This window comes from Pseudomonas sp. BCRC 81390 (assembly GCF_030341915.1).
Lineage (GTDB): Bacteria > Pseudomonadota > Gammaproteobacteria > Pseudomonadales > Pseudomonadaceae > Aquipseudomonas.
The window spans coordinates 63,529-88,581 of record NZ_JATAAG010000033.1; the positions used below are offsets into that span (position 1 = coordinate 63,529).

Annotated in this window: 26 protein-coding genes; 14 read left to right on the top strand and 12 right to left on the bottom strand. The window is 64.6% G+C overall.

What is annotated here, in order from left to right; genetic code table 11:
• Positions 1-144 precede the first annotated feature (144 nt).
• From QSV36_RS12585 to QSV36_RS12600, 4 genes are all read left to right on the top strand, one after another.
• Complete coding sequence (locus tag QSV36_RS12585; protein ID WP_289131967.1) at positions 145-696, top strand: DUF4174 domain-containing protein; 552 nt, start codon at positions 145-147, stop codon at positions 694-696.
• A 162-nt stretch (positions 697-858) separates the two neighbouring features.
• Positions 859-1,350 carry an HvfA family oxazolone/thioamide-modified RiPP metallophore gene (locus QSV36_RS12590; protein WP_289131968.1) on the top strand — a complete coding sequence of 164 codons (492 nt, stop codon included), beginning with the start codon at positions 859-861 and terminating at the stop codon, positions 1,348-1,350.
• Between the two features lie 72 nt (positions 1,351-1,422).
• Positions 1,423-2,271, top strand: a complete 849-nt coding sequence (locus QSV36_RS12595) for an HvfB family MNIO-type RiPP peptide maturase (protein WP_289131970.1) — start codon at positions 1,423-1,425, stop codon at positions 2,269-2,271.
• Positions 2,264-2,962, top strand: coding sequence for an HvfC family RiPP maturation protein (locus QSV36_RS12600; RefSeq protein WP_289131972.1), 699 nt, complete (start codon positions 2,264-2,266; stop codon positions 2,960-2,962). Before QSV36_RS12595 ends, QSV36_RS12600 begins: the two co-directional genes overlap by 8 nt.
• A 128-nt stretch (positions 2,963-3,090) precedes the next feature.
• Here the strand turns inward: QSV36_RS12600 and QSV36_RS12605 are convergent, their stop codons facing one another.
• The 4 genes from QSV36_RS12605 to QSV36_RS12620 all read right to left on the bottom strand — a co-directional run bounded on the left by QSV36_RS12605 (position 3,091) and on the right by QSV36_RS12620 (position 6,392).
• Entirely contained in the window at positions 3,091-3,579 is a 489-nt protein-coding gene (locus QSV36_RS12605; protein WP_289131973.1) for an HvfX family Cu-binding RiPP maturation protein, read from the bottom strand.
• Between the two features lie 12 nt (positions 3,580-3,591).
• The gene (locus tag QSV36_RS12610) at positions 3,592-4,209 is read right to left on the bottom strand and encodes a ferric reductase-like transmembrane domain-containing protein (RefSeq protein ID WP_289131975.1); all 618 of its coding nucleotides are present in this window, start codon (positions 4,207-4,209) and stop codon (positions 3,592-3,594) included.
• Between the two features lie 159 nt (positions 4,210-4,368).
• The gene (locus QSV36_RS12615) at positions 4,369-5,655 is read right to left on the bottom strand and encodes a sensor histidine kinase (protein WP_289131976.1); all 1,287 of its coding nucleotides are present in this window, start codon (positions 5,653-5,655) and stop codon (positions 4,369-4,371) included.
• Positions 5,652-6,392, bottom strand: a complete 741-nt coding sequence (locus QSV36_RS12620) for a response regulator (protein ID WP_003250463.1) — start codon at positions 6,390-6,392, stop codon at positions 5,652-5,654. The genes QSV36_RS12615 and QSV36_RS12620 overlap by 4 nt, the downstream gene beginning before the upstream one ends.
• A gap of 220 nt (positions 6,393-6,612) precedes the next feature.
• On the opposite strand from QSV36_RS12620, the gene QSV36_RS12625 reads away from it, so the two are divergent.
• On the top strand, positions 6,613-6,888 hold the full coding sequence (locus QSV36_RS12625) for a DUF2790 domain-containing protein (protein ID WP_289131978.1): 276 nt from the start codon (positions 6,613-6,615) through the stop codon (positions 6,886-6,888).
• 10 nt (positions 6,889-6,898) lie between these two features.
• Positions 6,899-7,414, top strand: coding sequence for a thioredoxin family protein (locus tag QSV36_RS12630; protein ID WP_289132095.1), 516 nt, complete (start codon positions 6,899-6,901; stop codon positions 7,412-7,414).
• A 76-nt stretch (positions 7,415-7,490) separates the two neighbouring features.
• Here the strand turns inward: QSV36_RS12630 and QSV36_RS12635 are convergent, their stop codons facing one another.
• Together QSV36_RS12635 and aroQ are read right to left on the bottom strand one after the other, a co-directional pair.
• A complete protein-coding gene (locus tag QSV36_RS12635; protein WP_289131980.1) occupies positions 7,491-8,339 on the bottom strand; it encodes a shikimate dehydrogenase in 849 nt (282 codons plus the stop codon).
• Positions 8,336-8,785 (bottom strand): type II 3-dehydroquinate dehydratase, encoded by a 450-nt coding sequence (gene aroQ, locus QSV36_RS12640; protein WP_289131981.1) that lies wholly within the window; start codon positions 8,783-8,785, stop codon positions 8,336-8,338. The genes QSV36_RS12635 and aroQ overlap by 4 nt, the downstream gene beginning before the upstream one ends.
• 215 nt (positions 8,786-9,000) lie before the next feature.
• On the opposite strand from aroQ, the gene QSV36_RS12645 reads away from it, so the two are divergent.
• From QSV36_RS12645 to QSV36_RS12655, 3 genes are read left to right on the top strand one after another with little or no spacing between them, the layout of a single operon-like run.
• On the top strand, positions 9,001-10,254 hold the full coding sequence (locus QSV36_RS12645) for a TolC family protein (protein WP_289131982.1): 1,254 nt from the start codon (positions 9,001-9,003) through the stop codon (positions 10,252-10,254).
• Positions 10,247-11,446 (top strand): efflux RND transporter periplasmic adaptor subunit, encoded by a 1,200-nt coding sequence (locus QSV36_RS12650; protein ID WP_289131984.1) that lies wholly within the window; start codon positions 10,247-10,249, stop codon positions 11,444-11,446. The genes QSV36_RS12645 and QSV36_RS12650 overlap by 8 nt, the downstream gene beginning before the upstream one ends.
• A 15-nt stretch (positions 11,447-11,461) precedes the next feature.
• Positions 11,462-14,602, top strand: a complete 3,141-nt coding sequence (locus QSV36_RS12655; RefSeq protein WP_289131986.1) for an efflux RND transporter permease subunit — start codon at positions 11,462-11,464, stop codon at positions 14,600-14,602.
• A 32-nt stretch (positions 14,603-14,634) separates the two neighbouring features.
• Here QSV36_RS12655 and QSV36_RS12660 read toward each other — a convergent pair whose 3' ends face one another.
• Together QSV36_RS12660 and QSV36_RS12665 are read right to left on the bottom strand one after the other, a co-directional pair.
• Positions 14,635-15,972 carry an MFS transporter gene (locus QSV36_RS12660; RefSeq protein ID WP_289131988.1) on the bottom strand — a complete coding sequence of 446 codons (1,338 nt, stop codon included), beginning with the start codon at positions 15,970-15,972 and terminating at the stop codon, positions 14,635-14,637.
• 154 nt (positions 15,973-16,126) lie between these two features.
• Positions 16,127-16,810 carry a FadR/GntR family transcriptional regulator gene (locus tag QSV36_RS12665; protein ID WP_289131989.1) on the bottom strand — a complete coding sequence of 228 codons (684 nt, stop codon included), beginning with the start codon at positions 16,808-16,810 and terminating at the stop codon, positions 16,127-16,129.
• 279 nt (positions 16,811-17,089) lie between these two features.
• Between QSV36_RS12665 and QSV36_RS12670 the strand changes: the two genes are divergently transcribed.
• The 4 genes from QSV36_RS12670 to QSV36_RS12685 are packed head-to-tail and all read left to right on the top strand — an operon-like array spanning position 17,090 to position 19,931.
• Positions 17,090-17,875: a transporter substrate-binding domain-containing protein gene (locus QSV36_RS12670; protein ID WP_289131991.1), complete on the top strand. Its 786-nt coding sequence runs from the start codon at positions 17,090-17,092 to the stop codon at positions 17,873-17,875.
• Between the two features lie 22 nt (positions 17,876-17,897).
• Positions 17,898-18,563, top strand: a complete 666-nt coding sequence (locus tag QSV36_RS12675) for an amino acid ABC transporter permease (RefSeq protein ID WP_289131993.1) — start codon at positions 17,898-17,900, stop codon at positions 18,561-18,563.
• Positions 18,560-19,210, top strand: coding sequence for an amino acid ABC transporter permease (locus QSV36_RS12680; protein ID WP_289132097.1), 651 nt, complete (start codon positions 18,560-18,562; stop codon positions 19,208-19,210). Before QSV36_RS12675 ends, QSV36_RS12680 begins: the two co-directional genes overlap by 4 nt.
• Entirely contained in the window at positions 19,197-19,931 is a 735-nt protein-coding gene (locus tag QSV36_RS12685) for an amino acid ABC transporter ATP-binding protein (protein WP_289131995.1), read from the top strand. Before QSV36_RS12680 ends, QSV36_RS12685 begins: the two co-directional genes overlap by 14 nt.
• 7 nt (positions 19,932-19,938) lie before the next feature.
• Here QSV36_RS12685 and QSV36_RS12690 read toward each other — a convergent pair whose 3' ends face one another.
• The 3 genes from QSV36_RS12690 to QSV36_RS12700 all read right to left on the bottom strand — a co-directional run bounded on the left by QSV36_RS12690 (position 19,939) and on the right by QSV36_RS12700 (position 23,106).
• Entirely contained in the window at positions 19,939-20,670 is a 732-nt protein-coding gene (locus QSV36_RS12690) for a hypothetical protein (protein WP_289131998.1), read from the bottom strand.
• A gap of 305 nt (positions 20,671-20,975) precedes the next feature.
• Positions 20,976-22,547, bottom strand: coding sequence for a sensor domain-containing diguanylate cyclase (locus QSV36_RS12695; RefSeq protein WP_289132000.1), 1,572 nt, complete (start codon positions 22,545-22,547; stop codon positions 20,976-20,978).
• Positions 22,548-22,626: 79 nt separating this feature from the next.
• Positions 22,627-23,106, bottom strand: coding sequence for a hypothetical protein (locus tag QSV36_RS12700; RefSeq protein WP_289132002.1), 480 nt, complete (start codon positions 23,104-23,106; stop codon positions 22,627-22,629).
• Between the two features lie 223 nt (positions 23,107-23,329).
• On the opposite strand from QSV36_RS12700, the gene QSV36_RS12705 reads away from it, so the two are divergent.
• Positions 23,330-23,653, top strand: a complete 324-nt coding sequence (locus QSV36_RS12705; RefSeq protein WP_289132004.1) for a hypothetical protein — start codon at positions 23,330-23,332, stop codon at positions 23,651-23,653.
• 46 nt (positions 23,654-23,699) lie between these two features.
• Here QSV36_RS12705 and QSV36_RS12710 read toward each other — a convergent pair whose 3' ends face one another.
• Positions 23,700-25,040, bottom strand: a complete 1,341-nt coding sequence (locus QSV36_RS12710; RefSeq protein ID WP_289132006.1) for an OprD family porin — start codon at positions 25,038-25,040, stop codon at positions 23,700-23,702.
• Positions 25,041-25,053: the final 13 nt, after the last annotated feature.

A 25,053-nucleotide genomic window follows, 5' to 3' on the forward strand; every position in this document is an offset into this window, starting at 1 on the left:
TGTAGGCAATTGACGCGTCAGCCGTGGACATTGGCTGTTACCTTTAGCCCAGGCGCATTCGGGCACAGCTGGTTTAGGCTTGCACGCCGGATCTTTCTCCCTGATCCGCAGTCTTTGGTTTATCGAAAGAACAAGGAGATGCACATGCTCGTCCGGTCACTGACACTCGCCACTTTGCTCGCTGTCGCTGGCCCACTGCTGGCTGCCGACAGCGACGCGCCATTGGCCAAGGAACTGGGCAAGGCCAGGCCATTGGTGGTTATTGCCCCGAGCAGCGCCGACCCGACCTTGCGCGGGCTCAACAAGGCGCTCGAGGACCCGGCGATACAAGCGGCGTTCAAAGAGCGCGGCCTGGTCCTTTACAGCGTGGCGCAGATGATGGGCAAGCGTGAGGACAAGAACCTCGAGCAGCAGACCACCATGGCCTTGATCCGTGAGCTGAAACTGGGTGCGGGCAAGGGTACCAAGGTGATCCTGGTGGGCAAGGACGGTGAGCGGCACATGCTCAAGGATGACGACAGCGGCGAGGCTCTTGACCCGAAAGTGATCTTCAAGGCGGTCGATGAACTGCCTGCCAGCGAAAAGGCCGTGACGGCGCCTGAGCCTGTCGCGGCAGCACCGGAAGCGAAGGCCAAGGACAGCAAACCGGGCAAGCCGGCCAAACCGGCAGCCCCGCCCAAGCCACTGGAAGACTGACCCTGCACCAGCGCCTGACGTAGCGTCGGGCCTTGGTGTATCACACTGTATCTGGCCGCGCGGCCGACCTACTGCCATACAAAACCGCAGCCTGCGGGATACATCCACGACATACCGCAACGGCCTAATGGCTCCACATTCCTACTACAGTGGAGCGACACCATGACTCAAGTACGAAACACCCTCGGCCTGTTCGGCGCTGCGCTGATCGGCAGCATGGCATTGGCTAGCAGTGCGTTTGCCGTCGAGCCGTTGGCTCAGGGTTACCAGCTGGCGTCAGCCAAGGTGCCTGGCGAAGGCAAATGCGGTGAAGGCAAGTGCGGCGGCAGCGGCAAGGCCACCCAGAGTGAAGGCAAGTGCGGTGAGGGCAAGTGCGGTGCCAGCGCCAAGGCCGGGGCTGAAGGCAAGTGCGGCGAAGGCAAGTGTGGTGACGCGTCGTTCGCCAGGACCGACAGCAACCACGATGGCAAGGTCTCGCGCGATGAGTTCCTGGTCGTGGCCAAGGACCGTGCTGGCGATTTCGACAAGATCGACCGCAACCATGATGGCTTCATTTCCGAACAGGAAGCTGCGGATCACCTCAAGGCGATCTACCAGGCCAACGGCAAAAGCATGCCTGAAGGGCTGTTCAGCCATCTGACCGGCAAGCCCTGACTGTCAATCCCATGTCACGCGCAACGCCCCCCTGCTGGTCAGGTGGGGCGTTGTGCCTGTTGGAGAACCGTTATGCACCTTGCATCATCGTCTCATCGGTCCTTGCAGGCAGGGCTAGGCCTGCGCCGCGGGCTGTTGCCGGAGCTGTTGGCCATGGATTCTGGCGCGGTGGACTTTCTTGAATGTGCGCCGGAAAACTGGATCGCCGTGGGTGGTGCCTACGGCAAAGGCCTGGCTCAGTTGGCCGAGCGTTTTAGCATTGCCTGCCACGGGCTGTCGTTGTCGCTGGGGGGCAGCGCGCCGCTGGATCGCGTTTTCCTGGACCAGACCCGGCAGTTTCTCGATCGCTACCAGGTGCGCTTGTACAGCGAGCACCTGAGCTACTGCAGCGATGACGGGCACTTGTATGACTTGATGCCCATCCCGTTCACCGACGAAGCGGTACGCCATGTGGCCGCGCGCATACGCCAGGCCCAAGAGCACCTGGAGCGGCGCATTGCGGTCGAGAACATCAGTTACTACGCCGCGCCATACCAGGCGATGAGCGAACTCGATTTCATCCGTGCGGTGATCGAGGAGGCCGACTGCGACCTGCTGCTGGACGTCAACAATGTCTTCGTCAACGCCTGCAACCATGGCTACGACGCCCGGGCCTTTCTTGCAGGTTTGCCCCAGGCACGGGTGACCGGCATGCACATCGCGGGTCATTACGACGAAGCACCAGACCTCAAGGTCGACACCCATGGGGCCGCGGTGAAGGAAGATGTCTGGGCGCTGTTCGCGCATGCCTGTGCGCGCTTTGGCGTGCAGCCGACCGTGCTCGAGCGTGATTTCAACTACCCACCGCTGGCCGAACTGCTCGCCGAGACGGCGCGCATCCGCACGGTGCAGCGTGGGGCGGAGGGGCAAGCCAATGAATGAGACCTTGCGCGAACAGCAGTACACCCTGGCCCGCCACCTGCGCGATCCTCAGCGCCATGCCCCGCCACCCGGCGTGGAGGCGCGGCGGCTGAGGGTTTACCGTGAGTTGTTCTATGGTGCTATCGAAGGCCTGCTCGGCGGCAGTTTCCCCGTGATGCGCCAGGCATTGGGTGAACAGCGTTGGCACGCCCGGGTGCGGGACTTCTATGCCAACTATCGCAGCCATACGCCGTTGTTCACCGAACTCGCCGAGGCCTTTGTCGATTATCTGCAAGGGGTCGAACTGGATGCGCCCTGGCAGCTGGAACTGGCGCACTATGAGTGGATCGAGGCGCAGCTGTACCTGAGTGATGCCGAGGACCCGGCTCACGATCCGGTGGGCGACTTGCTCGAAGGAGAACCGCTGTTGTCATGTGTGGCGCGGGTGTTGGCTTATCGTTGGCCAGTGGAGCGGATCGGTGCGGATTACCAGCCTGTGGCTGCGCCTGAGGCGCCGACCCTGTTGCTGGTGTATCGCGATGCGCAGTTGCAGGTGCGCTTCGCGCGCCTGGCACCGCTGGCGTATCGGTTGCTGGCGCTGGAGCAGGGCAGTGGGCGGGCGCGGCTGGAGGCGTTGGGCGGGGATGTGCAGCAGGGGTTGGCATTGCTGGAAGGGCTGCGCGAGCAAGGGGTCATTATCGGGACATGTTGATGTGAGGTGGGGGCGCGTTGCGCCCCTTGCTCTTGCAAGCCAGCTCCCACCTGGACAGCATTGCCCTCAAGCCATGTGCTATCGCTGTCGGCGTGCCGGCGATGGGCTGCAAAGCAGCCCTCGGCTGCTCACCTGCAGAGCCGCCCTCTGAGCCAATGGTCCAGGCTCAATCGCCCAGCCCCCTTGAGCAGCAGTGGCAGCAATGCCACCAGGTAGATCAGCGGCAATTTGAAATTGCCAAAACCCTGGTCGGTAATGGCATAACCCTGGGCCAGCTCGGCCAGACTAGACCAGTGCGCTGGCCAATGCACTGCGGCAATCGCCACCACCGTTACCACGATCAACCCCGCCGATGCCAGCCGGGTACCCAGGCCTAGCAACAGCAGCAACGGCAGGATCAGTTCCGCCCACATCGACAGCTGCCAGTTCAGCTCCGCGGGCAGCCGGTTGAAGGGGAACGGGAAGTTCGCTTGCAAATCAGCGAACCAGTTGCTGCCATTGAATTTCTCCCAGCCAGATTCGAAAAACTCCCAGGCCAGGAACAGTCGCAACGGCAGGTCGGCGCCCCAGGCGCCGAAACGGTCAAAAGTGCCCAGGGTGCGAGTCAAGGTGGTCATGCGGTGTTCTCCTCAGGAAAGGGCGTGGGCGTTACGGCGTTGCTGGCGGGCCAGCTTGGCGGTGAGTTTCATGGCGATGGCGCTGAACATCAGGGCGAACGCCAGCGGGTACCAGCCCCCCATGGGGATGCGTTTGTAGAACGACAGGCAGAACACAGCCGCCAGTACCCACATGCCGGTACTGTGCAGGGCCCGCCAGGCACGGCCACCCAGCAGGCGCATGGGGGCCTTGAACGAAGTGACGGTGAGCAGCAGCAAGAACAGGTAGCCGACGGTGCCGGGCAGGCTGGACGTGAGCGTGCGGTTGGCCCAGAACAATTCGGGGAACTGCTGGGCATAGCGGTAGATCAGCACGCCGTGCACGGTATGGGAGAAGGCGAATGCCAACCCCAGGTAGCGCCGTTCCTGGAGGACGCGGCGGCTGTGGGTGCCTGGCAGCAAGGTCACCAGGGAAGAGGCGAGGAACGCCAGCAGGAACAGCGCGAACGAACTGCGCGCGGTGGCGCGGATGGCGCTGCGCAGGCCGTCGGGGTCAGGTTCGCTGGCCAGGACCACGGCGGTCATCGCCAGGGTCAGGCCGGCGAGGACAGCGAACAGCTTCCAGCCGGAGGGTAGCGTCAGGGGTTTCATCAGGGGGCTCCCGCAATGTGGTGGTGCACGGGAGTGTGTTGGAGCGGGGTATCTGCAGTGTGTCGGCGGAAGTAGGGTTGTGTATCTGTCTGTAGAGGCAAGGCCCGCTTTTGGTAGCAGCGGCCTTGCGTCGCGACAGGGCCGCACCTGCAAAAGCTGTCATTGCAGTTCGATCTGCGCGCACAACCCGCCGCTCGTGCGGTTGCTCAGTGTCAGCCGGCCGCCCATTGCCTGGATCAACTGGTGGGCAATCGCCAGGCCCAACCCGGTGCCACCGGTGCTACGGTTGCGCGAACCCTCCACGCGGTAGAATGGCTTGAGCACTTCATCCAGCTCGCCAGCGGGTATGCCCGGCCCGTTGTCGAGTACGCGGATGACTGTCGTGTCGCCCTCCCTGGCTATTTCCAGCTCGGCAGCCCCGGCGAACTTGAGGGCGTTGTCTACCAGATTCACCAGCACGCGGCGCAGGGCATGCGGCCGGGTCTGCAGCAGGCTGCCGCTGCTGCCGCGGCGCTCGACCTGGGCACCGCTGTCCTGATAGTCGAACACCAGGCTGTCGAGAAAGGCATCGAGGTTGACCCGGCACGGAGGCTCGGTACTGGTGTCCATGCTTCGGGCATAGGCCACGCCTTCACGCACCAGGTGTTCCATTTCGCCCAGGTCATTCCACAGCTTGTCCTTTTCCAGCCCGTCGTCCATCACCTCGACCCGCAGCTTCATGCGTGTGATCGGTGTTTGCAGGTCATGCGATATTGCCGCCAGCAACTGCATGCGTTCTTTCAGGTAGGCGGCGATCCGCGCTTGCAGGGCGTTGAAGGCTACCGCGGCGTAGCGCACCTCGCGTGGGCCGCTCTCGTCCAGTTGTACACCGGGCTTGTCCGGGTCGAGGTTGTCCACCGCTTGGGCCAGGCGGGTCAGCGGGCCGATTGCCAGGCGCACGGCCAGCCAGGTGCACAGCAACAAGACGGCCAACTGGATCAGCAACACCACCGGTAGCCAGCGGGCCACCGGCACCGGTGACGGGGTCACATCGATGGTCAGCGGCGCACCGTCGGCCAGGCTCAGGTGCGCCTGGAAGTGCACGTTCGGCCCGGGTATTTCCTGGAAGGTCAGGCGGTAGTCGCTGCCGATAGCCTTGACGATCGAATCGGCGGCCATGGGTGGGTCGCTGCTGGGCATCGCTTCGCCCGCCAGGCCCTGGTCCAGACGGTAGCGGTAGGTACGCCGCTCCAGGCGCGGCAACCAGGCGGCGCGTTCAGCTGCGGGCAGGCGATCGAGGATGGCTACCGAGGTGGCCACGTCCTGTTCCAGGGTGCTGAGCATCATCGAGCGGCTGCTGATATAGCGCTCGTAGGCCTGCAGGCCGAACGACAGGCCATAGGCCAGGACCAGGCCGGTGAAGAAGATCAGCGCCAGGCGCGAGGCGAGGGTGCGTGGCCACTTCATGACGGCGACTCGAGCAGTTGCACCGGCAGCGAGAATACATAGCCCTCGCTGCGCACGGTCTTGATGCAGCTGGGTTCGCGCGCGTCGTCGCCCAGGCGCTGGCGCAGGCGGCTGACCAGCAGGTCGATGGAGCGGTCGAAAATGTCGGCCTCGCGGCCTTGGGTCAGGTTGAGCAGCTGCTCACGGCTGAGCACTCGCTGCGGGTGGTCGAGAAACACCCGCAGCAGGCGGTATTCGGCGCCGCTCAGGGCCACCAGGGTGCCTTCGCTGTCGAGCAGGTGGCGCGCGGTAGTGTCCAGGCGCCATTGGCCGAAGCCCAGCAGCCGGCTGCTTTCGCTGATGGTCAGGTTGGGCGGCAGCATGCGTGTACGGCGCAGCACGGCATTGATGCGTGCGAGCAGCTCGCGGGCCGAGAACGGCTTGGTCAGGTAATCGTCGGCACCCATTTCCAGGCCGATGATGCGGTCGGTCTCGTCGTTGCGTGCGGTCAGCATCAGCACCGGCGTGTTGCGATGCTTGCCGGCGCGCAGCTCGCGGCACAGCAACAGGCCGTCGTCACCGGGCATCATGATGTCGAGCACGATCAGGTCGACACTGTTGGCTTCGAGAAAGGCGCGCATCTGCCGGCCGTCGGCGACGATGCTGGTGCGCAGGCCGTTCTTCTTCAGGTAGTTGCCGACCAGTTCGCGAATTTCGCGGTCGTCGTCGACGATCAGGATGTGATCGACGTGTTCCATGCGCTGCGTTCCTGTGCAAAGGGTATGGGCGCAGTGTACCGAGCGCCTGCGCGCTTGCCTGCGGGGTTTTGTATTGCAGTGTATCTGGCCCGTGGGCCGATACAGGAGGAAGCAGATCACAACGCTGGGTGACACATACGGGATACCTGGCGGGCGTGAAATGGCTCTCGACCGGGGAGCAGCACTCCCCACCCCCAAAGCGTCACACAGGAGAGATGCCATGAACTTCAAGACCTTCGCCAGCGCCAGCCTGTTCGCCGTGCTCAGCTTCGGCACTCTGGCCGCCCACGCTGCCAGCGCACCGATGGACGACGCTGCCGTGATGCAGTACCGCTACGGCGACCACCTGGATGTCCAGAAAGTGTTGTCGGTGCAGGATGACCAGAGCAACGCCTGCGGCCTGGTGAACACCCGCATGGACTACCTCGACTCCAAGGGCCAGCTGCAAAGCGTGCAGTACCGCAGCTACGCCACTGGCGGTTGCCATGAAAATTGATCGCCGCCTGATGCTGAAGGTGGGCGGTATCGCCCTGGCCCTGACCGGCCTTGGCCTGGCCGGGCACCTGATGGCCCGTGACAGTTACGGCACCATGCCGTCGCTGTCGGGGGCCAGCCAGTGGCTCAATTCGGCGCCGTTGGATGCACCGGCGCTGAAGGGCAAGGTGGTGCTGGTGGACTTCTGGACCTGGGACTGCAGCAACTGCCAGCGCAGCCTGCCGCATGTGAACGAGTGGGCACGGCGCTATGCCGACCAGGGCCTGGTGGTGGTCGGCGTGCACACCCCGGAGTACGACTACGAGCACGATGTCGGCACCTTGCGTGACAAGGTGGCCAGGCTGGGGATTGCTTACCCGGTGGCCGTCGACAACGACTACAAGGTGTGGAACGCCTGGGGCAACCAGTTCTGGCCGGCGCACTACTTTGTCGACCGCAAGGGCCAGGTGCGCCATGTGCATTTTGGCGAGGGCGATTACGCCGGGCAGGAGCAGGTGATACAGGCGTTGCTGGATGAGAAGCAGTGAGTGGCCTGTAGCGACTGTGGCAGCGGCCTTGTGTCAAGCAAGGCCGCTGCCACCGGTGCAGCGCAAGGCTGTGCGTTCAGGTAAAGCTGGCGAAATGCGCCTGCATCCGCGCCGCATCCGCCTGCCGTCCGCTGAACAACTCGAACGCTTTCACCGCCTGAAACACCGCCATGTTGCTGCCATCCAGCGTGCGGCAGCCCAGTGCCCGGGCCGCGCGCAGCAGTTCGGTTTCCAGCGGGAAGTAGATGATCTCCGCCACCCATAGGCGCGCATGCAGCAGCTCTATCGGTAGCGGTGTACCAGGCAGTTTGGCCATGCCCACCGGCGTGGTGTTGACCAGGCCGTCCGCCTCGGCCAGTGCTGTAGCCAGGTCGCTGCCAACCACGGCGCGGCCCGCACCGAAGTGGGTATTCAGGTTGTCCACCAAGGCCTGCCCGCGGGCCGCGTCCACCTCGAACAGCACCAGCCGCTCGACGCCTTCTCCCAGCAGGGCATGGGCCACGGCCGAACCTGCGCCACCGGCACCCATCTGTACCACCTGGCGCCGCGCCACATCGGGCAGGCCACGGCGCAAGCCTTCGGCGAAGCCTAGGCAGTCGGTGTTGTGGCCAACCCGCTTGCCATCCTTGAGTACCACTGTGTTCACTGCGCCGATGCCGCGGGCTTCTTCCGACAGTTCGTCGAGCAGTGGCAGGATTGCCTGCTTGAACGGGTAGGTGATGTTGAGCCCGGTGAAGCCTGTGTATTGCGCGGCGTCGAGCAGGCCGGGCAGGGCGCTGTCGTCCAGTTGCAGCTGGTCGGCATCGATCAGTCGGTACAGGTAACGCAGGGCCTGGGCATCGCCTTCGTGTTCGTGCAGGGCCGGGGTGCGTGACAGCTGGATGCCACGGCCGATCAGGCCTGCGAGAATGGCTTGCTGGCTCATGCAGTGGGCTCCCGGAGCATTTCGGCGAAATGGCTGAGGGCCATGCGGTAGCCGTGGCTGCCCAAGCCGCAGATCACCCCGACGGCGACAGAGGATATGAAGGACAGGTGGCGGAAGGGTTCGCGTTTGTGCACGTTGGACAGATGCACTTCGATGACCGGCAGCTCGGCGGCGACCAAGGCGTCGCGGATGGCGACCGAGGTGTGGGTCCAGGCACCGGGGTTGATCACGATGCCGGCACAACGACCACGGGCGGCGTGGATCCAGTCGATTAGTTCGCCTTCATGGTTGGTTTGGCGGAATTCGATTTCCAGGCCATGGGCCTGGGCTGTGTCGGCACAACCCTGCGCCAGGTCGGCAAGGGTTTCGTAACCATACTGGGCAGGCTCCCGGGTGCCCAGCATGTTCAGGTTGGGGCCATTGAGCACGAGAATGACAGGCTTCATGACAAGCATCGCTTTGTTGTTGTTGGATGCATCCAGTTTTGTACCGACTGGTTAGTTTAGTCAATCCAGCCAAGCCCTGGCTCCGTAAAAGTGGGCGATTATCGAACCATGGTGTCCGCAGGATTGATTACAAAATTGTAATTTCCACGCCACCGCCCCGATAAGCAGCGCTTTCTACAGTGCCTCGCCAACGTTCGCTGACGAGGAGCTGTTACGTGCCCATCCCGCGCAAGATCGCCATGCTTTGCCTGTTGCTGGCGGGCGCCCCCGGCGCCCAGGCCAGCCAGAGCCTGAGCCTGCCCGAGGCGCTGGCCGCCGCCTTTGCCCATAACCCTGAGCTGGCTGCGGCTGGCCGGGAAATCGGTATCGCCGATGGCGAGCGGCGCCAGGCTGGGCTGATCCCCAACCCGGAACTGGCCTGGGAGCGGGAGGACACTCGCCGCGACACCAGCACCACCACTGTCACGCTCAGCCAGCCATTGGAACTGGGCGGCAAGCGTGGCGCGCGCATTGCCGTGGCCAAGGCCGGCCAGGCCATTGCCCAGCTGGACCTGGAACGCCAACGTAATGGCCTGCGTGCCGATGTGGTGCAGGCTTTCCACGCCGCCTTGCGTGCGCAAACCGCAGTGACGCTGGCGCAGCAATCGCAGGCTTTGACCGAGCGTGGGCTGCGGGTGGTGCAGGGGCGGGTAGCTGCCGGCCAGGCGTCACCCGTGGAAATTACCCGCGCCCAGGTGCAGCAGGCGCAAGCCGAGGCTGCGGTGCGCCGCGCGCGCACCCAGCGCAGCGCGGCCTACCAGGCCCTGGCACGGTTGACCGGCAGCCCGCAGGCAAGCTTCGGGCAATTGCAGGTGACCAACCTGTCGCCCGGCGCAGCGCCCAGCGTTGAGGCGTTGCTCGACCAGGTCGAGCAGACCGTCGAGTGGCGCCTGGCTGCTACCCAGGTCGAGCGCGGCGACGCGTCCCTCGGCTCGGAAAAGACCCTGCGTATTCCCGACCTCACCGTCAGCCTCGGTAGCCAGTACAGCCGCGAAGACCGCGAGCGGGTCAATGTGGTCGGCCTGTCGCTGCCCTTGCCGTTGTTCGACCGCAACCAGGGCAACGTGCTGGCTGCAGCCCGCCGGGCCGACCAGGCGCGGGATCTGCGTAATGGCGTGGCGCTGCGCCTGCGCAGTGAAACGCGCAACGCTGTCGAGCAGTGGGCGACGGCGATGCAGGACGTGCAGGCCTATGACCGCACCATCCTGCCTGCTGCGCAGCAGGCGGTAGACACCGCCACCCGCGGCTTCGAAATGGGCAAGTTCGCCTTTCTCGATGTCCTCGACGCCCAGCGCACGTTGATCGAGGCGCGTGGGCTGTACCTCGAGGCGCTGGCTTCGGCGACCGATGCGCGGGCGCAGGTCGAGCGGATCTATGGCGACCTCGACGACCTCAGTAAATACCCGCACAGCAGGAGCAACAATGACTAATCCACGCAAGATCGCCGTTCTGGTCGCTGCGCTTGCCGCACTCGGCCTCGCGGGCCTGGTCTGGACCAGCACCCTCGGCCAGGCTTCCAGTGCACAAGCCGTTCACGACGACCATGGCGAAGACAGCCACGGTCATGACGAAGAACCGGCCGGCGAAAGCCATGGCGAGCAACCAGGCAAGCTGCACCTGAGCCGCGCCCAGATCGAAGCTGCCGGTGTACAGCTGGCCACCGCCGGCCCTGGCGAACTGGGCAATGCCATCAGCTTCCCGGGCGAGATCCGTTTCGACGAAGACCGCACGGCGCATGTCGTGCCGCGTGTGCCAGGCGTGGTCGAGGCGGTGCAGGCCGAACTGGGCCAGGCGGTCAAGGGTGGCCAGGTACTGGCGGTGATTGCCAGCCAGCAGATATCTGACCTGCGCAGCGAACAGCAGGCCGCCCAGCGCCGCCTGGAGCTGGCGCGTCTGACCTTCCAGCGCGAGCAACAGTTGTGGCAGGAACGCATCAGCGCCGAGCAGGACTACCTGCAGGCCCGCCAGGCGCTGCAGGAGGCCGAGATCGCCATGGCCAACGCCCGGCAGAAGGTGGCCGCCGTAGGCCCGGCTGGTGTCGGTAATCGCTATGAATTGCGCGCGCCGTTCGATGCGGTGGTGGTGGAAAAGCACCTGAGCGTGGGTGAAGTGGTCGATGCGACCAGTAACGCCTTCACCCTGTCCGACCTGAACCGGGTCTGGGCCACCTTCGCCGTTGCCCCGCGCGACCTGGACAAGGTGGTGACCGGTCGCAGCGTCACGGTCAGCGCGCCAGACCTGGGCGCCCGGGTCGAGGGCCAGGTCAACTACGTTGGCGACCTGCTCGGCGAGCAGAATCGCGCCGCCACTGTCCGCGCCAGCCTGGAAAACCCCAACGGCGCCTGGCGCCCCGGGCTGTTCGTCAATGTTGCCGTCAGCCTCGAGCGCTTCAGGGCTGCCGTGGTGGTACCGGAAAGCGCATTGCAAACCTGGGAGGAACAGACCGTGGTGTTTGCCCGTAGCGAAGAAGGTTTCGAGGCGCGCCCGGTGCAGACCGGCCGGCGTGACGGCGGCCAGGTGGAAATCACCAGCGGTCTGGCCGCCGGTACCCAGGTAGCCGCCGCCGGCAGTTTTGTCCTGAAGTCCGAGCTGGGCAAAGGCTCGGCTGCACACAGCCATTGACCCGGGAATGCCAGCATGTTCGAACGCCTGATCCAATTTGCCATCGAGCAGCGCCTGGTGGTGATGCTGGCCGTGGTCCTGATGGCCGCGGTGGGTATCCATAGCTACCAGAAACTGCCGATCGATGCTGTACCGGACATCACCAACGTCCAGGTGCAGATCAATACCGCCGCGCCCGGTTTTTCGCCACTGGAGACCGAACAGCGCATCACCTTTGCCATCGAGACCGCCATGGCAGGCCTGCCCGGGCTCAAGCAGACCCGCTCGCTGTCGCGTTCGGGCCTGTCGCAGGTCACGGTCATTTTCGATGACAGCACCGACCTGTTCTTCGCCCGACAACTGGTCAACGAGCGCCTGCAAGTGGCCCGCGAGCAGTTGCCCGACGGCATCGAAGCCGGCATGGGGCCGATTTCCACGGGGCTGGGGGAGATCTTCCTGTGGACGGTGGAGGCCGAGCCGGGCGCCCTGAAGGAGGACGGCACGCCCTACACCCTCACCGACCTGCGGGTGATCCAGGACTGGATCATCAAGCCACAGTTGCGCACGGTGCCGGGGGTGGCTGAAGTGAACAGCATCGGTGGCCATGCCAAGCAATACCTGATCGCACCGGAGCCCAAGCGCCTGGCGGCATACAAGCTCACTCTCAACGACCTGGTCGCGGCGCTGGAACGCAACAACGCCAATGTCGGTGCCGGTTATATCGAGCGCAACGGCGAACAATGGCTGATCCGCGCGCCGGGCCAGGTGGCGTCGGCCGAGGACATCGCCAACATCATCATTTCGACCGCCGACGGCACGCCGATCCGGGTCAGCCATGTCGCCCAGGTAAGCCTGGGTGAGGAGTTGCGCTCGGGTGCGGCTACCGAAAATGGCCGGGAGGTGGTGCTGGGCACCGTGTTCATGCTGATCGGCGAGAACAGCCGTACGGTATCGCGGGCGGTCGCCGCCAAGCTGGTGGAAATCAACCGCAACCTGCCCAAGGGCGTGGCCGCCGTGACGGTGTACGACCGCACCGACCTGGTGGAGAAAGCCATCGCCACGGTGAAGAAGAACCTGATCGAAGGCGCCATCCTGGTCATCGCCGTGCTGTTCCTGTTCCTGGGCAATGTTCGCGCCGCGCTGATCACTGCCATGGTCATCCCGTTGTCGATGTTGTTCACCTTCACCGGCATGTTCGCCAACCAGGTCAGCGCCAACCTGATGAGTCTTGGGGCGCTGGACTTCGGCATCATCGTCGACGGCGCGGTGGTGATCGTGGAGAACGCCATCCGCCGCCTGGCCCATGCCCAGCAACGCCATGGGCGCATGCTGACCCGTGCCGAGCGCTTCCACGAGGTGTTCGCCGCCGCTCGTGAGGCGCGCCGGCCGCTGATCTACGGGCAGCTGATCATCATGGTGGTGTACCTGCCGATCTTTGCCCTGACCGGGGTGGAGGGCAAGATGTTCCACCCCATGGCCTTCACCGTGGTCATGGCCCTGCTCGGTGCGATGGTCCTCTCGGTGACCTTCGTACCGGCGGCCATTGCCCTGTTCGTCACCGGCAAGGTCAAGGAAGAGGAAGGCTTGCTGATGCGGACGGCGCGCCAGCGCTATGCGCCGCTGCTGGCCTGGGTACTCGGCCGACGCCGGCTGGCGTTCGCCGCTGCCGCCAGCCTGGTGCTGCTGTCCGGGCTGCTGGCCAGCCGCATGGGCAGCGAGTTCATCCCCAGCCTCAGCGAGGGCGATTTCGCCCTGCAGGCCCTGCGTGTGCCGGGTACCAGCCTGTCGCAGTCGGTGGACATGCAGCAGCGCCTGGAGCAGGCGATCATTGCCCAGGTGCCGGAAGTGCAGCGGGTGTTCGCCCGCACCGGCACCGCCGAGATTGCCTCCGACCCGATGCCGCCGAACATCTCCGATGCCTATGTGATGTTGCGCCCGCGCGCGCAATGGCCGGACCCGGGCAAGCCGCGCGAGGAACTGATTGCCGAGGTACAACGTGCCGCGGCCAGCGTGCCGGGCAGCAACCATGAGCTGTCGCAGCCCATCCAGCTGCGTTTCAACGAGCTGATCTCCGGGGTGCGCAGCGATGTGGCGGTGAAGCTGTACGGCGATGACATGAACGTGCTCAACCGCACCGCCGGGCAGATCGCCAGCAGCCTGCAGGGTGTGCCGGGCGCGTCCGAGGTGAAGGTCGAACAGACCACCGGCCTGCCGGTGCTGACCATCGATATCGACCGTGACAAGGCGGCCCGGCATGGCCTCAACGTCGGTGAGGTGCAGGACGCCATCGCCATCGCCGTGGGCGGCCGTACGGCCGGTACGCTGTACGAAGGCGACCGCCGTTTCGACATGGTCGTGCGCCTGCCGGAGACCCTGCGCACGGATGTCGACGGGCTGGCCAGCCTGTTGATTCCGGTACCGGCCAATGCCGGCGGCGGGCAGATCGGTTTCATTCCGTTGTCGCAAGTGGCCACGCTGAACCTGCAGCTGGGCCCGAACCAGGTCAGCCGCGAAGATGGCAAGCGGGTAGTGGTGGTCAGCGCCAACGTGCGTGGGCGGGACCTGGGCTCGTTCGTCGAGGAGGCCGAACAGAGCCTGCTCGAGCAAGTGCCGATACCGCCGGGCTACTGGACGCGCTGGGGTGGCCAGTTCGAGCAGTTGCAGTCTGCGGCCGCGCGCCTGCAGGTGGTGGTGCCGGTGGCCTTGCTGCTGGTCATGGCCCTGTTGTTGATGATGTTCAACAACCTCAGGGATGGCCTGCTGGTGTTCACCGGCATTCCCTTCGCCCTCACCGGTGGGGTGCTGGCGCTGTGGTTGCGCGACATTCCGCTGTCGATTTCCGCTGGCGTGGGGTTCATTGCCTTGTCGGGGGTAGCGGTGCTCAACGGGCTGGTGATGATCGCCTTCATCCGCGGCCTGCGCGAACAAGGGCGCACGCTGCGGGTAGCGGTCGAGGAGGGCGCGCTGACGCGCTTGCGACCGGTGCTGATGACGGCACTGGTGGCGTCGCTGGGGTTCATTCCGATGGCCTTGGCCAGCGGGACCGGGGCGGAGGTGCAGCGGCCATTGGCGACGGTGGTGATTGGCGGGATCCTGTCGTCCACCGCGCTGACCTTGCTGGTGTTGCCGGCGTTGTACCAGTGGGCGTACCGGCGCGAAGAGGAGCAGGAAGGTTGAGATTGTCGGGGCCGCAAAGCGGCCCCGGATACTCAGACTGTTCGACGAGCCGCAGCCCTCACCCCGTCGCCTTCCACCTCCTCATGCAGCGAAATCCGTGAAGTCTCCGGCAACGCCAACCCACCCAGCAACGCCACCAGCGCGATCACCACCAGGTAGAACGCCGGAGCCAGGTTGCTCCCGGTCTGGCCGATCAGCCAGGTCGCCACCAGTGGCGCGGTACCGCCAAACAGCGTGTAGGCCACGTTGTAGGTAATCGCCGAAGCGGTATAGCGGGTGCGGGTAGGGAAGCTTTCCGAGAGCAACGCCGCGGTCACCACGCCACTGCACAACGCCCCGATCGCCAGCAGGATTACGCCCAGCAGCGCACCAGCTATCGAACCGGAACTGGCCAGCCAGTAGGCCGGGAACACGCACAGCATCACCCACAGGCAGGTGAAGCCGATGGTCCTGCGCCGCCCGACGCGGTCCGAGAACGCCCCTGCCAGCGGGCAGCCGACCGCAGCGAACAGCAAGGCTACCGTGGTTACCAGCAGCGCCTGCGCGCGGGTCAGGTTGCCGACCAGTTGCAGGTAGGTCGCGAAGTAGGTGGTGAACATGTAGAACGACAGCGCAGTGAGCGAGATGAAGGCACCCAGGTTGCGGATCGCCCGGCCATGGCGGCGCAGGGTTTCCTTGAGCGGCGAATGTTCATGCGCCTTGCCTTCGGCGAGGGCTTCGCGGAACGCCGGAGTCTCCTCCATGCGCCAGCGCAGGTACAGGCCAACCAGCCCCAGTGGCGCGGCGATGAGGAACGGGATGCGCCAACCCCAGGCATTCATGGCCTCGGCCGACAGGCTGGCCTCCAGGCCATAGGCGATCACCGCCGCGCAGGCAAAGGCGGAAAAGGTCGAGACCGGCACGAAGCTGCCATAGAAGGCACGCTTGTCGTTGGGCGCATGTTCCATCAGGTAGGCGCATGCCCCGGCATACTCGCCACCGGCAGAAAAGCCTTGCAGGCAACGCGCCAGGGTCAGCAGCGCGGGGGCTGCCAGGCCGATGCTGGCATAGGTCGGCAACAGCCCGATCAGGGTCGTCGAGCCGGCCATCAGCAGGATGGTCAGCGACAGGATGCGCTTGCGCCCCAGGCGGTCACCCAGCGCGCCGAACACGATGCCGCCCAGCGGGCGCAGGGCAAAGGCCACGGCAAACACGGCGAAGGTTTTCAGCAAGGCCACGCTGGCGTCTGTGCTGGCAAAGAACTGGCTGGCGATCAGGGTCGCGAGAAACCCATAGACGGCGAAGTCGAACCATTCGACGAAATTGCCGATGGCCGAGGCGGCGATCACCCGGCGCAGGGTGGCGGGGGATACCTCATGCGATGCAGACATACGGAAGCTCTCCGGTTTCCATAGGCAGCCTGGATGAATGTGGCGCACTTCAGCGCGCCATCGTTGTTATCAGGGCCAGTAGACCGAGCCTGGCGGAGGCCCGCTTCGTTCAGGGCGACCTCCGGATGCCTGTTTCGACCGCCTCGGGCAGGCGCTACACCGAAAACACCACCCCGGTGCGTGAAGCCGCATTGCGGATATGCTCCTGCATCGCCTTCTGCGCCGCAGCCTGGGAGCGACGGCACAGGGCGCGAAGAATCTTGCGGTGTTCCTGCCAGGTTTCCATGGCCCGCTCCGGGCGAATGAACGGCAGCTTCTGGCTTTCCAGGAAAATGTCCTGGCCAGCGGTGATCACCTGCAGCATGGCGTGGTTGCCACAGGCCTGCAGCAACAACTGATGGAAGGCGAAGTCCAGCCGGGCGGCCGCTTCGAAGCGGCCGGCAAGCAGTTCCCGGCGCATCGCCTCGACATTCTCCTCGAGGCGGTCAATGTCGTCCGCGGTCAGCGCCAGTGCCGCCTGGCCAGCGGCAAACCCTTCCAGGGCGTAGCGCAGCTGGAAGGTGTCGCTGGCCGATACCTGTTCGGCGTAGGGCCAGGCGACAGCCGCGGGCGCCGGCACCTGCACGAACACCCCCTTGCCCGGCTGCACGCTGACCAGGCCCAGGGCGCTGAGAGATGACAGGGCCTCGCGCAACGACGCCCGGCTGACCCCCAGCTGCTCGGCCAGGTCGCGTTGCGAGGGCAGGGCATCGCCGGGCTGATAGGCGCCTTCATCAATCAACTTGCGGATGCCTTGCAGGGCCTGTTCGGGGACGGCGCGGGGGAGGATGTCGAGCATGCTGTTCAGACCGGTCGGAGGGCGATGACCCTGGCTTTTTACGGCTATTGCCCCGCGCTGGCAAGCGTTGCGCCGCGCTGGCGCAAGGTGCGGGCAGGCTGCACAAAAGCGGGGCGTAGCCGTTTGCTCGGCAGTCGCCGTGGGCTGACTGTTCAGACCAGTAAGACCGTTCAATGCCGGCTTTCGCCCCGGTTCGTGCGGGGTGGCGGCACTTGCTGGCATGCCCTGTGCACTGCCTGGCCAACACCTTCTTTCCGTTGATCTCTGCGAGGCCGTTCGATGAAGACATTCCGCACCTTGTTCCTGGCCAGCCTGTTCTGCAGCGGCACCCTGGCACTGCCCACCGCCCAGGCCGATGCGCTGGCCGACATCAGAGCCCGTGGCGTGCTCAAAGTGGCAGTGCCGCAGGACTTCCCGCCCTTCGGCTCGGTCGGCCCCGACCTCAAGCCGCGCGGCCTGGACATCGATACCGCGCAACTGCTGGCCGACAAGCTGGGGGTGAAGTTGGCCCTGACACCGGTGAACAGCACCAACCGCATCCCGTTCCTCACCACCGGCAAGGTCGACCTGGTGATCTCGAGCCTGGGCAAGAACCCCGAGCGGGCCGCGGTGATCGACTTCTCGCGCCCCTATGCGCCATTCTACCTGGCGGTGTTCGGCCCGGCGGAAGTCGACATCGCCGGTATCGCCGCGGTCGCCGGCAAGACCATCAGCGTCACCCGGGGCTCGATCGAGGACATGGAACTCAGCGCCGTAGCGCCCAAGGGCGCGGTGATCAAGCGCTTCGAGGACAACAACTCGACCATCGCCGCCTACCTTTCCGGCCAGGTCGAACTGATCGCCAGTGGCAGCGTGGTAATGGCGGCCATTGCCGAGAAGAACCCGGCCAAGGTGCCGGTGGTCAAGGTCAAGCTCAAGGACTCGCCGGTCTACGTGGGGCTGGCCAAGAACGAGCCGGCGCTGCTGGAAAAGGTCAACGCCACGCTGGACGCCGCCAAGGCGGATGGCAGCCTGAACCGCAATGCGGAAAAATGGCTGAAGCAGCCGCTGCCGACGGACCTCTGAATGTCGCCCGGAGCCTGCCGACATGGCCTATGAATTCGACTTCGCCCCCGTGCTGGCCCAGGTCGACCTGCTGCTCAAGGGCGCCGGCTTCACCTTGCAGTTGACCGCAGTCGGCACGCTGCTGGGCGTGGCCATCGGCGTGCTCGGCGCCGGTGTACGTGCCTGGCGCGTGCGGCCTTTCGATACGCTGTTCGGCCTGTATGTGGAACTGATCCGCAATACGCCGTTCATTGTCCAGTTGTTCTTCATCTTCTTCGGCCTGCCGGCGCTGGGCCTGCGCCTTACCGAGTGGCAGGCGGCGGTGCTGGCCATGGTGATCAACCTGGGCGCCTATTCCACCGAAATCATCCGTGCCGGTATCCAGGCCATTCCAAAAGGCCAGCTGGAAGCGGCCGCGGCGCTGGCCATGAGCCGCTTCGAAGCGTTCCGCCACGTGGTGCTGCGACCCGCGTTGGCCAAGGTCTGGCCGGCGCTGTCGAGCCAGATCGTGATCGTCATGCTGGGTTCGGCGGTGTGTTCGCAGATCGCCACCGAAGAGCTGTCATTCGCCGCCAACTTCATCCAGTCGCGCAACTTCCGCGCGTTCGAGACCTACCTGCTGACCACCGCGCTGTATCTGCTCATGGCCATCCTCCTGCGCCAGTTGCTGGCGTGGCTGGGGCAGCGCCTGCTGATGGGGAGACGCTGATGGACTTCACCTTCTGGGACATTCTGCGCAACCTGCTGATCGGTTTGCAATGGACCTTGCTGCTGTCGCTGGTGGCGTTCCTCTGTGGTGGTGCTGTCGGCTTGCTGGTGCTGGTCGCACGGCTGTCCGCGCAGCGGTTGTGGCGCGGCCTGGCGCGCGGCTATATCGAGCTGTTCCAGGGCACGCCGCTGCTGATGCAGCTGTTCATGGTGTTCTTCGGTATCGCCCTGTTCGGCCTCGATGTATCGGCCTGGATGGCTGCGGCCATTGCCCTGACGTTGTTCACCAGTGCCTTTCTCGCCGAAATCTGGCGCGGTTGCGTCGAAGCGATCCCGCGTGGCCAGTGGGAGGCGTCCGGCAGCCTGGCGCTGAGCCGGCTGGAGCAGCTGCGCTACGTCATCCTGCCCCAGGCGCTGCGTATCGCCGTGGCACCGACCGTGGGTTTTTCGGTGCAGGTGGTCAAGGGCACGGCGGTTACCTCGATCATCGGCTTTACCGAGCTGACCAAGACCGGCGGCATGCTCGCCAATGCCACCTTCGAGCCCTTCATGGTCTACGGCCTGGTCGCGCTGGGCTACTTCATCCTCTGCTATCCGCTCTCGCTGAGCGCCCGTTACCTGGAAAGGAGGCTGCATGCCGCTGCTTAGAGTGTCTGCGTTGCACAAATACTACGGCGACAACCACGTGCTCAAAGGCGTCGACCTTAGCATCGAAGAGGGTGAGGTGGTGGCCATCATCGGCCGCAGCGGCTCGGGCAAGAGCACCTTGCTGCGTGCCCTCAATGGCCTGGAGTCGATCAGTGACGGGGTGATCGAAGTGGATGGCGAATACCTTGACGCCGGCCGCGCCGACCTGCGTGCGTTGCGCCAGAAGGTGGGCATGGTGTTCCAGCAGTTCAATCTGTTCCCGCACCTGAGCGTGGGCGAAAACGTGATGCTGGCGCCGCAGGTGGTGAAGAAAGCCGGCCGCGCCGAAGCACGCCGCCTGGCCGAGCAGATGCTGGCGCGAGTGGGGCTTGCGGAGAAGTTCGATGCCTATCCCGAGCGACTTTCCGGTGGGCAGCAACAGCGCGTGGCGATCGCCCGTGCCCTGGCCATGTCACCGAAAGTGCTGCTGTGCGATGAGATCACCTCGGCGCTCGACCCCGAACTGGTCAATGAAGTACTCGGTGTGGTGCGCCAACTGGCCAGCGAGGGCATGACCCTGATCATGGTCACGCATGAGATGCGCTTCGCTCGCGAAGTGGGCGACAAGCTGGTGTTCATGCACCAGGGCAAGGTGCATGAAATGGGCAACCCGCGTGAGGTGTTCGCCGCGCCGCGAACAGCGGAGCTGGCCAACTTCATCGGCGCGGTGGCCTCGGCCTAGGTGCGTTTCAGCGCACGCGCACCTTCCAGGGGGCATACTCCATCTCGCTGTAGCCTTTCGCCAAACCATCACTTTCGGCCTTGAAACCCGGCAGGGTGGCCAGGTCCAGCGCCATGCAGCGGCTGTTGAGCCGGGCCTGCAGGTTGCCATCGAGGCGGAAATCGTCCGGCCGTAGCGGGTGGGGATGAATCTGCACCAGGCAGCCTTGCACCTCGCCTTGGGCATTTGCCTCGTAATAAACCGAGGCCCGGCCAATGCTGTCTACCGGCAGGTCGCTGAACAGCCGCTGCCAGAAGAAGTCACGCTGCGCGTTGCTCTGGCGCCGTTCAGTTCCAGGTGCTTGCGCGGACGCCGGCAGCACCACGAACAGCGGCGCACGGATTTCCGCAGTACCGTTGTCGTCGCGCAGGGCCTTGGGCACCACGGGATAGATGGTCTTCCAGCACTGCGCCTCCACCACACTGGCCAGTGACTTGAAGCCGGTGCGTATCAGTTCGGCAGGCATCCGGATTTCGTACCGGAACGGAGCCCTGCTGGCTTTGCAGCTGACGGGTGCGGAGGATGAATCGAGCTTGACATTCAGCATGACCACGCCAATTTGCGGGCCTGTATCAGCGGTGGCGATGCCCAGCGTCAATGCTTGCTGCATGTCGCTGACGAATGTCTGGCGTGCCTGCTTTTCCGCCTCGGAGGCCAACTGGTGCTGGCAACCTGGCAAAGCGATGAGTGTGACGGCCATAAGTGCCGCGGGCAGCGTTCTGAACATAGTCACTTCCTTGATGAAGGTATGGGGCGGGCTTCTTGCCGCTGAGTCACAGCCAGTATTATCAATCAGAACGCACAGGGGAGGGTGTGGCTTGTGTGTAGGAAATGTCTCGTTTGGCGCTGTCGGCAGGTGCTGCCGCTGGACGGGTAATCGAGGATCGAGCGCAGCCAGCGAACCTGTGGTTCATACCGACCGCCGCCGACGTGCAGTTTTCGAAGGATCGACGAGCCACAGTAGGAACTTTCTTCGCGGTCTTCTGGTATTCCAGGGCCAGTGGCTCAGGCAATGACCACCCGGTTGCGTCCTTCCTGCTTGGCCCGGTAAAGCGCCCGGTCGGCGGCACTCAGCACATAGCCTGGCTCGCCACCAGTCTCGCCCTGCCAGTGTGCCACTCCCAGCGAAATCGTCACCGCACCTACTGGCTCGACCGGGGTATCCTGGACCGTCACCCGTAGCCGCTCGGCCACTACCGCCGCCACGTCCGGGCTGGCCCCGGGCAGCAGCATCAGAAACTCCTCGCCGCCGGTACGGCACAGCAGGTCACCTTCCCGGCAGCAGCGGCGCATCAACTCCGCCAGCCGGCGCAGCACCTGGTCACCCACTTCATGGCCGTGGTTGTCATTGACCCGCTTGAAATGATCGATATCCAGTACGATGGCGGCAAACGGCCGCCCTTCGGCCTCCAGCAATGACAAGCTGAACTCCAGGCCGCGGCGGTTACCCAGGCCGGTCAGCGGGTCGGTCTGGGCGTCGCGGTTGAGCCGGCCGATGCGCTCATGCAACAAGTTGAGGCCGAACAGCAGCGCACGTTTGAGCTGGGCAGCCTCGAAGTACCAGGCCGACACCCGATGCAGGCGCTCGGCAGTGCCGGCGCGGTCCATCGAGCGGGCGCCGGCGGCCAGTTGCCACAGTGGTCGGGCAATGATCATGGCCAGCCACCACAGCAACAGGCTGCCAACCAGCGCCAAGGGGACCGAGGTGCCCACCACGTTCAGGATCAGCCGGTTCAACGGCGCGACGGTCTGCGCCAGCGGCTGCTGCGCCACCACGCCCCAGCCGGCGCTGGGCACGGTGGCGAAACCGGCAACCATTGCCACCCCGTGGCTGTTGGTCAGCTGGCGGGTGCCGTTGCCCAAGGTCGCCAGTTGGTCGATCAAGACATTGCCTTCAACCACTTTGCCCACCCGTTGGCCGTCGGGGTGATAGAGCAGGCGACGGTTGCGGTCGACCACGTACAGGTACGAGCCGTCCTTGTAGAAATGTTCACCCAGCAAGCTGTTGAGGATGTTGCGCTCACGCAGGTACAAGCTGCCGCCAACGTAGCCCCGGTAGCGACCGTTGCTGTCGAAAATCGGGTGCGACAAGGCTACTACCAGGTTGTTGGCCGCCGATATGTAGGGCGTCGACACCAGTGGGCTGCGCGCATTCAGCGCTTCCTCGACCCCGGGCGAGTGCATGCGGCTGCCAACCAGATGCCGCAGTGACGCCGGGGAAATGGCCAGCAGCACCCCGTCGGCATCAAGCACGAAGGTGGAATTGAAGGCCATGCTCTGGTTCAGCACGCGTTCTGTTTCGGCTTGCAGTGCCTGGGCATCAGCCAGCTGCCGCCCTTGCACCCCGGCGCTGAACGACAACTGTTGCTGGGCATTGCTGATGAAGGTCTCGGTGATGCTGGCCAGCTTGGTCGCATACACCCGGTTGGCTTCCAGGGCGTGATCGATCAACAGCTGGCGCTGCACCCGGTAGCTGGCGAAATAGCTGGCGCACAGCATGACCAAGGCGGTGAGGGCGCAGAGCACCAGGATGAGGGTGCGTAGATCCAGGCGCAATCCGTGCTTGCTGTTTGGCAATCCTGACCTCGAATAATGGAATAAGCATCTACGAAACAGGAATAACCTTACGCGTTATGCGCGCGATGGGAAACCGTATTCATGAACCTGCCTTCTCCAGCGCTTCGAGTTCGTCTTCCACTTGCTGCATGCGTTGCTCGGCCAGGGCCTGGACCTTCACGTCGCGGGCCGTCTCGCGCATCAGGGCAGTGAGCTTCTCGCCCAGGCGCTTGCCGGCTTCGGTGTCTTCCAGGGCGCGGGCTTTGGCCGGATCCTGGGTGGCCTCGACGAGGGTGGCAAACTCAGCGTCGCTGAAGTTCTTTTCGCTGTAAAGGCGGAACAGGTCCTGGCGCTGGTCTTCGACGGTCAGGTGCTTGCGTAGCACATCCTCGATGGTCGCCTGCGACAGCTGCGGGTGCCTGCGACCGAGCAGCGCGGCCATGCGCGCGATGTTGTGCGCGTAGGCGTCCTGCAGGGGCAGCTGAGCGAGGATCTGTTGTTCACGCGAGGGCTTCTGGTCGCAGGCAGTGAGGGCGGCTGCCAGCAGCAGGGGTAACAGCAACGTGAGAAGGCGCGGCATGGTGTGGCCTGGTCGGGCAGTGATAGTGGGGATTATACCGATGTCGGCCGGGCCGCGACGACCCCGTCATCTGCCTTTGCATGCGCGGGTGGCGGCGATGGCGGTTCAGAAAATGCCTACAAAACGCCTGGTTGGGTGATCGACGCGTTCATTTCAAAACCTGCCTGCCTTGCGTACCTTCCACGGTGCACGGATTGTTCGAATGCACCAAGGGAGATTCGCGATGCCACATATGGCCCCGTACAAACTCAAACTGCTGGACGAGTTCGAAGACCGCAATGACCTGTGGACCTTCGCCGATTTCGAGAACCGCCTGACGGCGCTCTGGCGTGGCGCGACTTACCATGATGCCAAGAGCATCATCAATGCGGCGCACCAGGAGCGGCGCTGGCCCAGGACGGTAAAACGCTACCTGCTGACCAATTACCAGGCGTTCGGCAATGTCAGTGCGGAACTGGAGCGCACGTTTGCCGAGGTGGTGAAGGCGATGGAGGTCCAGGAGTGGGCGCAGTGGGGCTTGCAGCCTGCTGCCAGTTCGGTGGTCTGACGGGGGCCGGGGCTGCCTGGCAGCCCCGGTTCAGCTGAGGGGGCGATCAGAGCGCGCCGGACAATGGCCATTCCACGGCCAAGCGGATCTGGTCCCCGTCCAGCTCCGCCTGGGCGGTATTCCCTCGATGCAGGTTATGCCGCAACGAAAACGCGGCGCCCTTGGCCCTGCCACTCTGCACCACATAGCGCGCTTCCAGGTCGCGCTCCCAATGCCTGCCACCCTTACCGTACCCCAGGTAGGCATAGCCACCCGCCGGGTCGACATGCGTGCCATCGATATCGAACCCGCGCACGTACAACGCCGTCAGGTTCAGACCCGGCACGCCATAGGCGCCCAGGTTCAGGTCATAGCGTGCCTGCCACGATTTCTCGTTCGGCGCGTTGAAGTCCGACATCTGCACCGCATTGGCCAGGTAGATCGCCCCACGCGTCACGTAATCGAACGGCGTATCGCCATGTACCTGCTGCCAGCCCACGCTGAAACCGTGCGGCCCTTGGTCGTAACGCGAGACCAGGCTCCAGGTGGTGTTGTCGATGCGCCCGGATAGCGCCTTGCCGGTGTCGGTGGTGCGATACAGGTTGAGGTCCAGGCTGAGGCTGCGGCGTTCGTCAAAGGCGTGGCTGAAGGTACTGCCGAGATAATGCTGGTTCCAGCTATCCTGGTAGCGTGAAGTGTACAGACTGCCGCGGAAAGCGGCGCCCGGGTTCCACACCACGCCAGCCAGGTCGAAGCTGTTGCCCTGGCGGCCGTTGGAATAGTTCACCACGAAGCCCTGGTCATGGCTGGACGCATTGCGGTCGGTGTTTTCGGTGAAGTGCCCGGCCACCAGCTTGAGGTGGTCGAGTTCGTTGCTGGTGAGCAACAGGCCGGTCATGGTCTCGGGTAACAGGCGGCTGTCGGAGGCGCTGAACACCGGGGTCTTGACCCTCTGCTCGCCGTAGGCCAGCACGGTATCGGACCAGCGCAGCTTGAGTGCCGCGCCGGCACGGCTGTAGTTGCTCTTGGGGTGCCCGTCGTTATCGACCGCGAGCAGGCGCGCCTTGCCCGCCCGCCCGCCACCGCTGTCGAGCTGCACGCCCAGGTAGGCATGCGCATCGACCCCGACGCCGATCAGCCCCTGGGTGAAACCGGACTGCAAGGTTGCCATCAGGCCATAGGCCCATTCCTCAGCCTTGCCGTTACGTTCATTGCGCGGTTTGTAGGCGTTGCGCGCTGCGCTGTTGCGGCCACCGTGCCGGTAGTCGCGCTGGTCGAATACGCTGCGGTTGAGCAGGTTCCAACTGCCATCTTCAAGAAAGCCGTTGCTTTGCGATTGCGCGGAATCGGCGAGGGCGATCGGGGCCAGCAGGGTGCTGGCGAGCAGCAGGGCAACAGGGCGCGACATGCGTGGAACTTCC

Bases quoted from the DNA above. Each gene is read 5' to 3' on its own strand.
- QSV36_RS12620 (WP_003250463.1), bottom strand. From the start codon at position 6,392: ATGGAACACGTCGATCACATCCTGATCGTCGACGACGACCGCGAAATT.
- QSV36_RS12685 (WP_289131995.1), top strand. From the start codon at position 19,197: ATGCCGCTGCTTAGAGTGTCTGCGTTGCACAAATACTACGGCGACAAC.
- QSV36_RS12625 (WP_289131978.1), top strand. From the start codon at position 6,613: ATGAACTTCAAGACCTTCGCCAGCGCCAGCCTGTTCGCCGTGCTCAGC.
- QSV36_RS12585 (WP_289131967.1), top strand. From the start codon at position 145: ATGCTCGTCCGGTCACTGACACTCGCCACTTTGCTCGCTGTCGCTGGC.
- QSV36_RS12610 (WP_289131975.1), bottom strand. From the start codon at position 4,209: ATGAAACCCCTGACGCTACCCTCCGGCTGGAAGCTGTTCGCTGTCCTC.
- QSV36_RS12615 (WP_289131976.1), bottom strand. From the start codon at position 5,655: ATGAAGTGGCCACGCACCCTCGCCTCGCGCCTGGCGCTGATCTTCTTC.
- QSV36_RS12635 (WP_289131980.1), bottom strand. From the start codon at position 8,339: ATGAGCCAGCAAGCCATTCTCGCAGGCCTGATCGGCCGTGGCATCCAG.
- QSV36_RS12670 (WP_289131991.1), top strand. From the start codon at position 17,090: ATGAAGACATTCCGCACCTTGTTCCTGGCCAGCCTGTTCTGCAGCGGC.
- QSV36_RS12675 (WP_289131993.1), top strand. From the start codon at position 17,898: ATGGCCTATGAATTCGACTTCGCCCCCGTGCTGGCCCAGGTCGACCTG.
- QSV36_RS12605 (WP_289131973.1), bottom strand. From the start codon at position 3,579: ATGACCACCTTGACTCGCACCCTGGGCACTTTTGACCGTTTCGGCGCC.
- QSV36_RS12650 (WP_289131984.1), top strand. From the start codon at position 10,247: ATGACTAATCCACGCAAGATCGCCGTTCTGGTCGCTGCGCTTGCCGCA.
- QSV36_RS12660 (WP_289131988.1), bottom strand. From the start codon at position 15,972: ATGTCTGCATCGCATGAGGTATCCCCCGCCACCCTGCGCCGGGTGATC.
- QSV36_RS12590 (WP_289131968.1), top strand. From the start codon at position 859: ATGACTCAAGTACGAAACACCCTCGGCCTGTTCGGCGCTGCGCTGATC.
- aroQ (WP_289131981.1), bottom strand. From the start codon at position 8,785: ATGAAGCCTGTCATTCTCGTGCTCAATGGCCCCAACCTGAACATGCTG.
- QSV36_RS12665 (WP_289131989.1), bottom strand. From the start codon at position 16,810: ATGCTCGACATCCTCCCCCGCGCCGTCCCCGAACAGGCCCTGCAAGGC.
- QSV36_RS12690 (WP_289131998.1), bottom strand. From the start codon at position 20,670: ATGGCCGTCACACTCATCGCTTTGCCAGGTTGCCAGCACCAGTTGGCC.
- QSV36_RS12655 (WP_289131986.1), top strand. From the start codon at position 11,462: ATGTTCGAACGCCTGATCCAATTTGCCATCGAGCAGCGCCTGGTGGTG.
- QSV36_RS12705 (WP_289132004.1), top strand. From the start codon at position 23,330: ATGCCACATATGGCCCCGTACAAACTCAAACTGCTGGACGAGTTCGAA.
- QSV36_RS12595 (WP_289131970.1), top strand. From the start codon at position 1,423: ATGCACCTTGCATCATCGTCTCATCGGTCCTTGCAGGCAGGGCTAGGC.
- QSV36_RS12600 (WP_289131972.1), top strand. From the start codon at position 2,264: ATGAATGAGACCTTGCGCGAACAGCAGTACACCCTGGCCCGCCACCTG.
- QSV36_RS12710 (WP_289132006.1), bottom strand. From the start codon at position 25,040: ATGTCGCGCCCTGTTGCCCTGCTGCTCGCCAGCACCCTGCTGGCCCCG.
- QSV36_RS12700 (WP_289132002.1), bottom strand. From the start codon at position 23,106: ATGCCGCGCCTTCTCACGTTGCTGTTACCCCTGCTGCTGGCAGCCGCC.
- QSV36_RS12630 (WP_289132095.1), top strand. From the start codon at position 6,899: ATGCTGAAGGTGGGCGGTATCGCCCTGGCCCTGACCGGCCTTGGCCTG.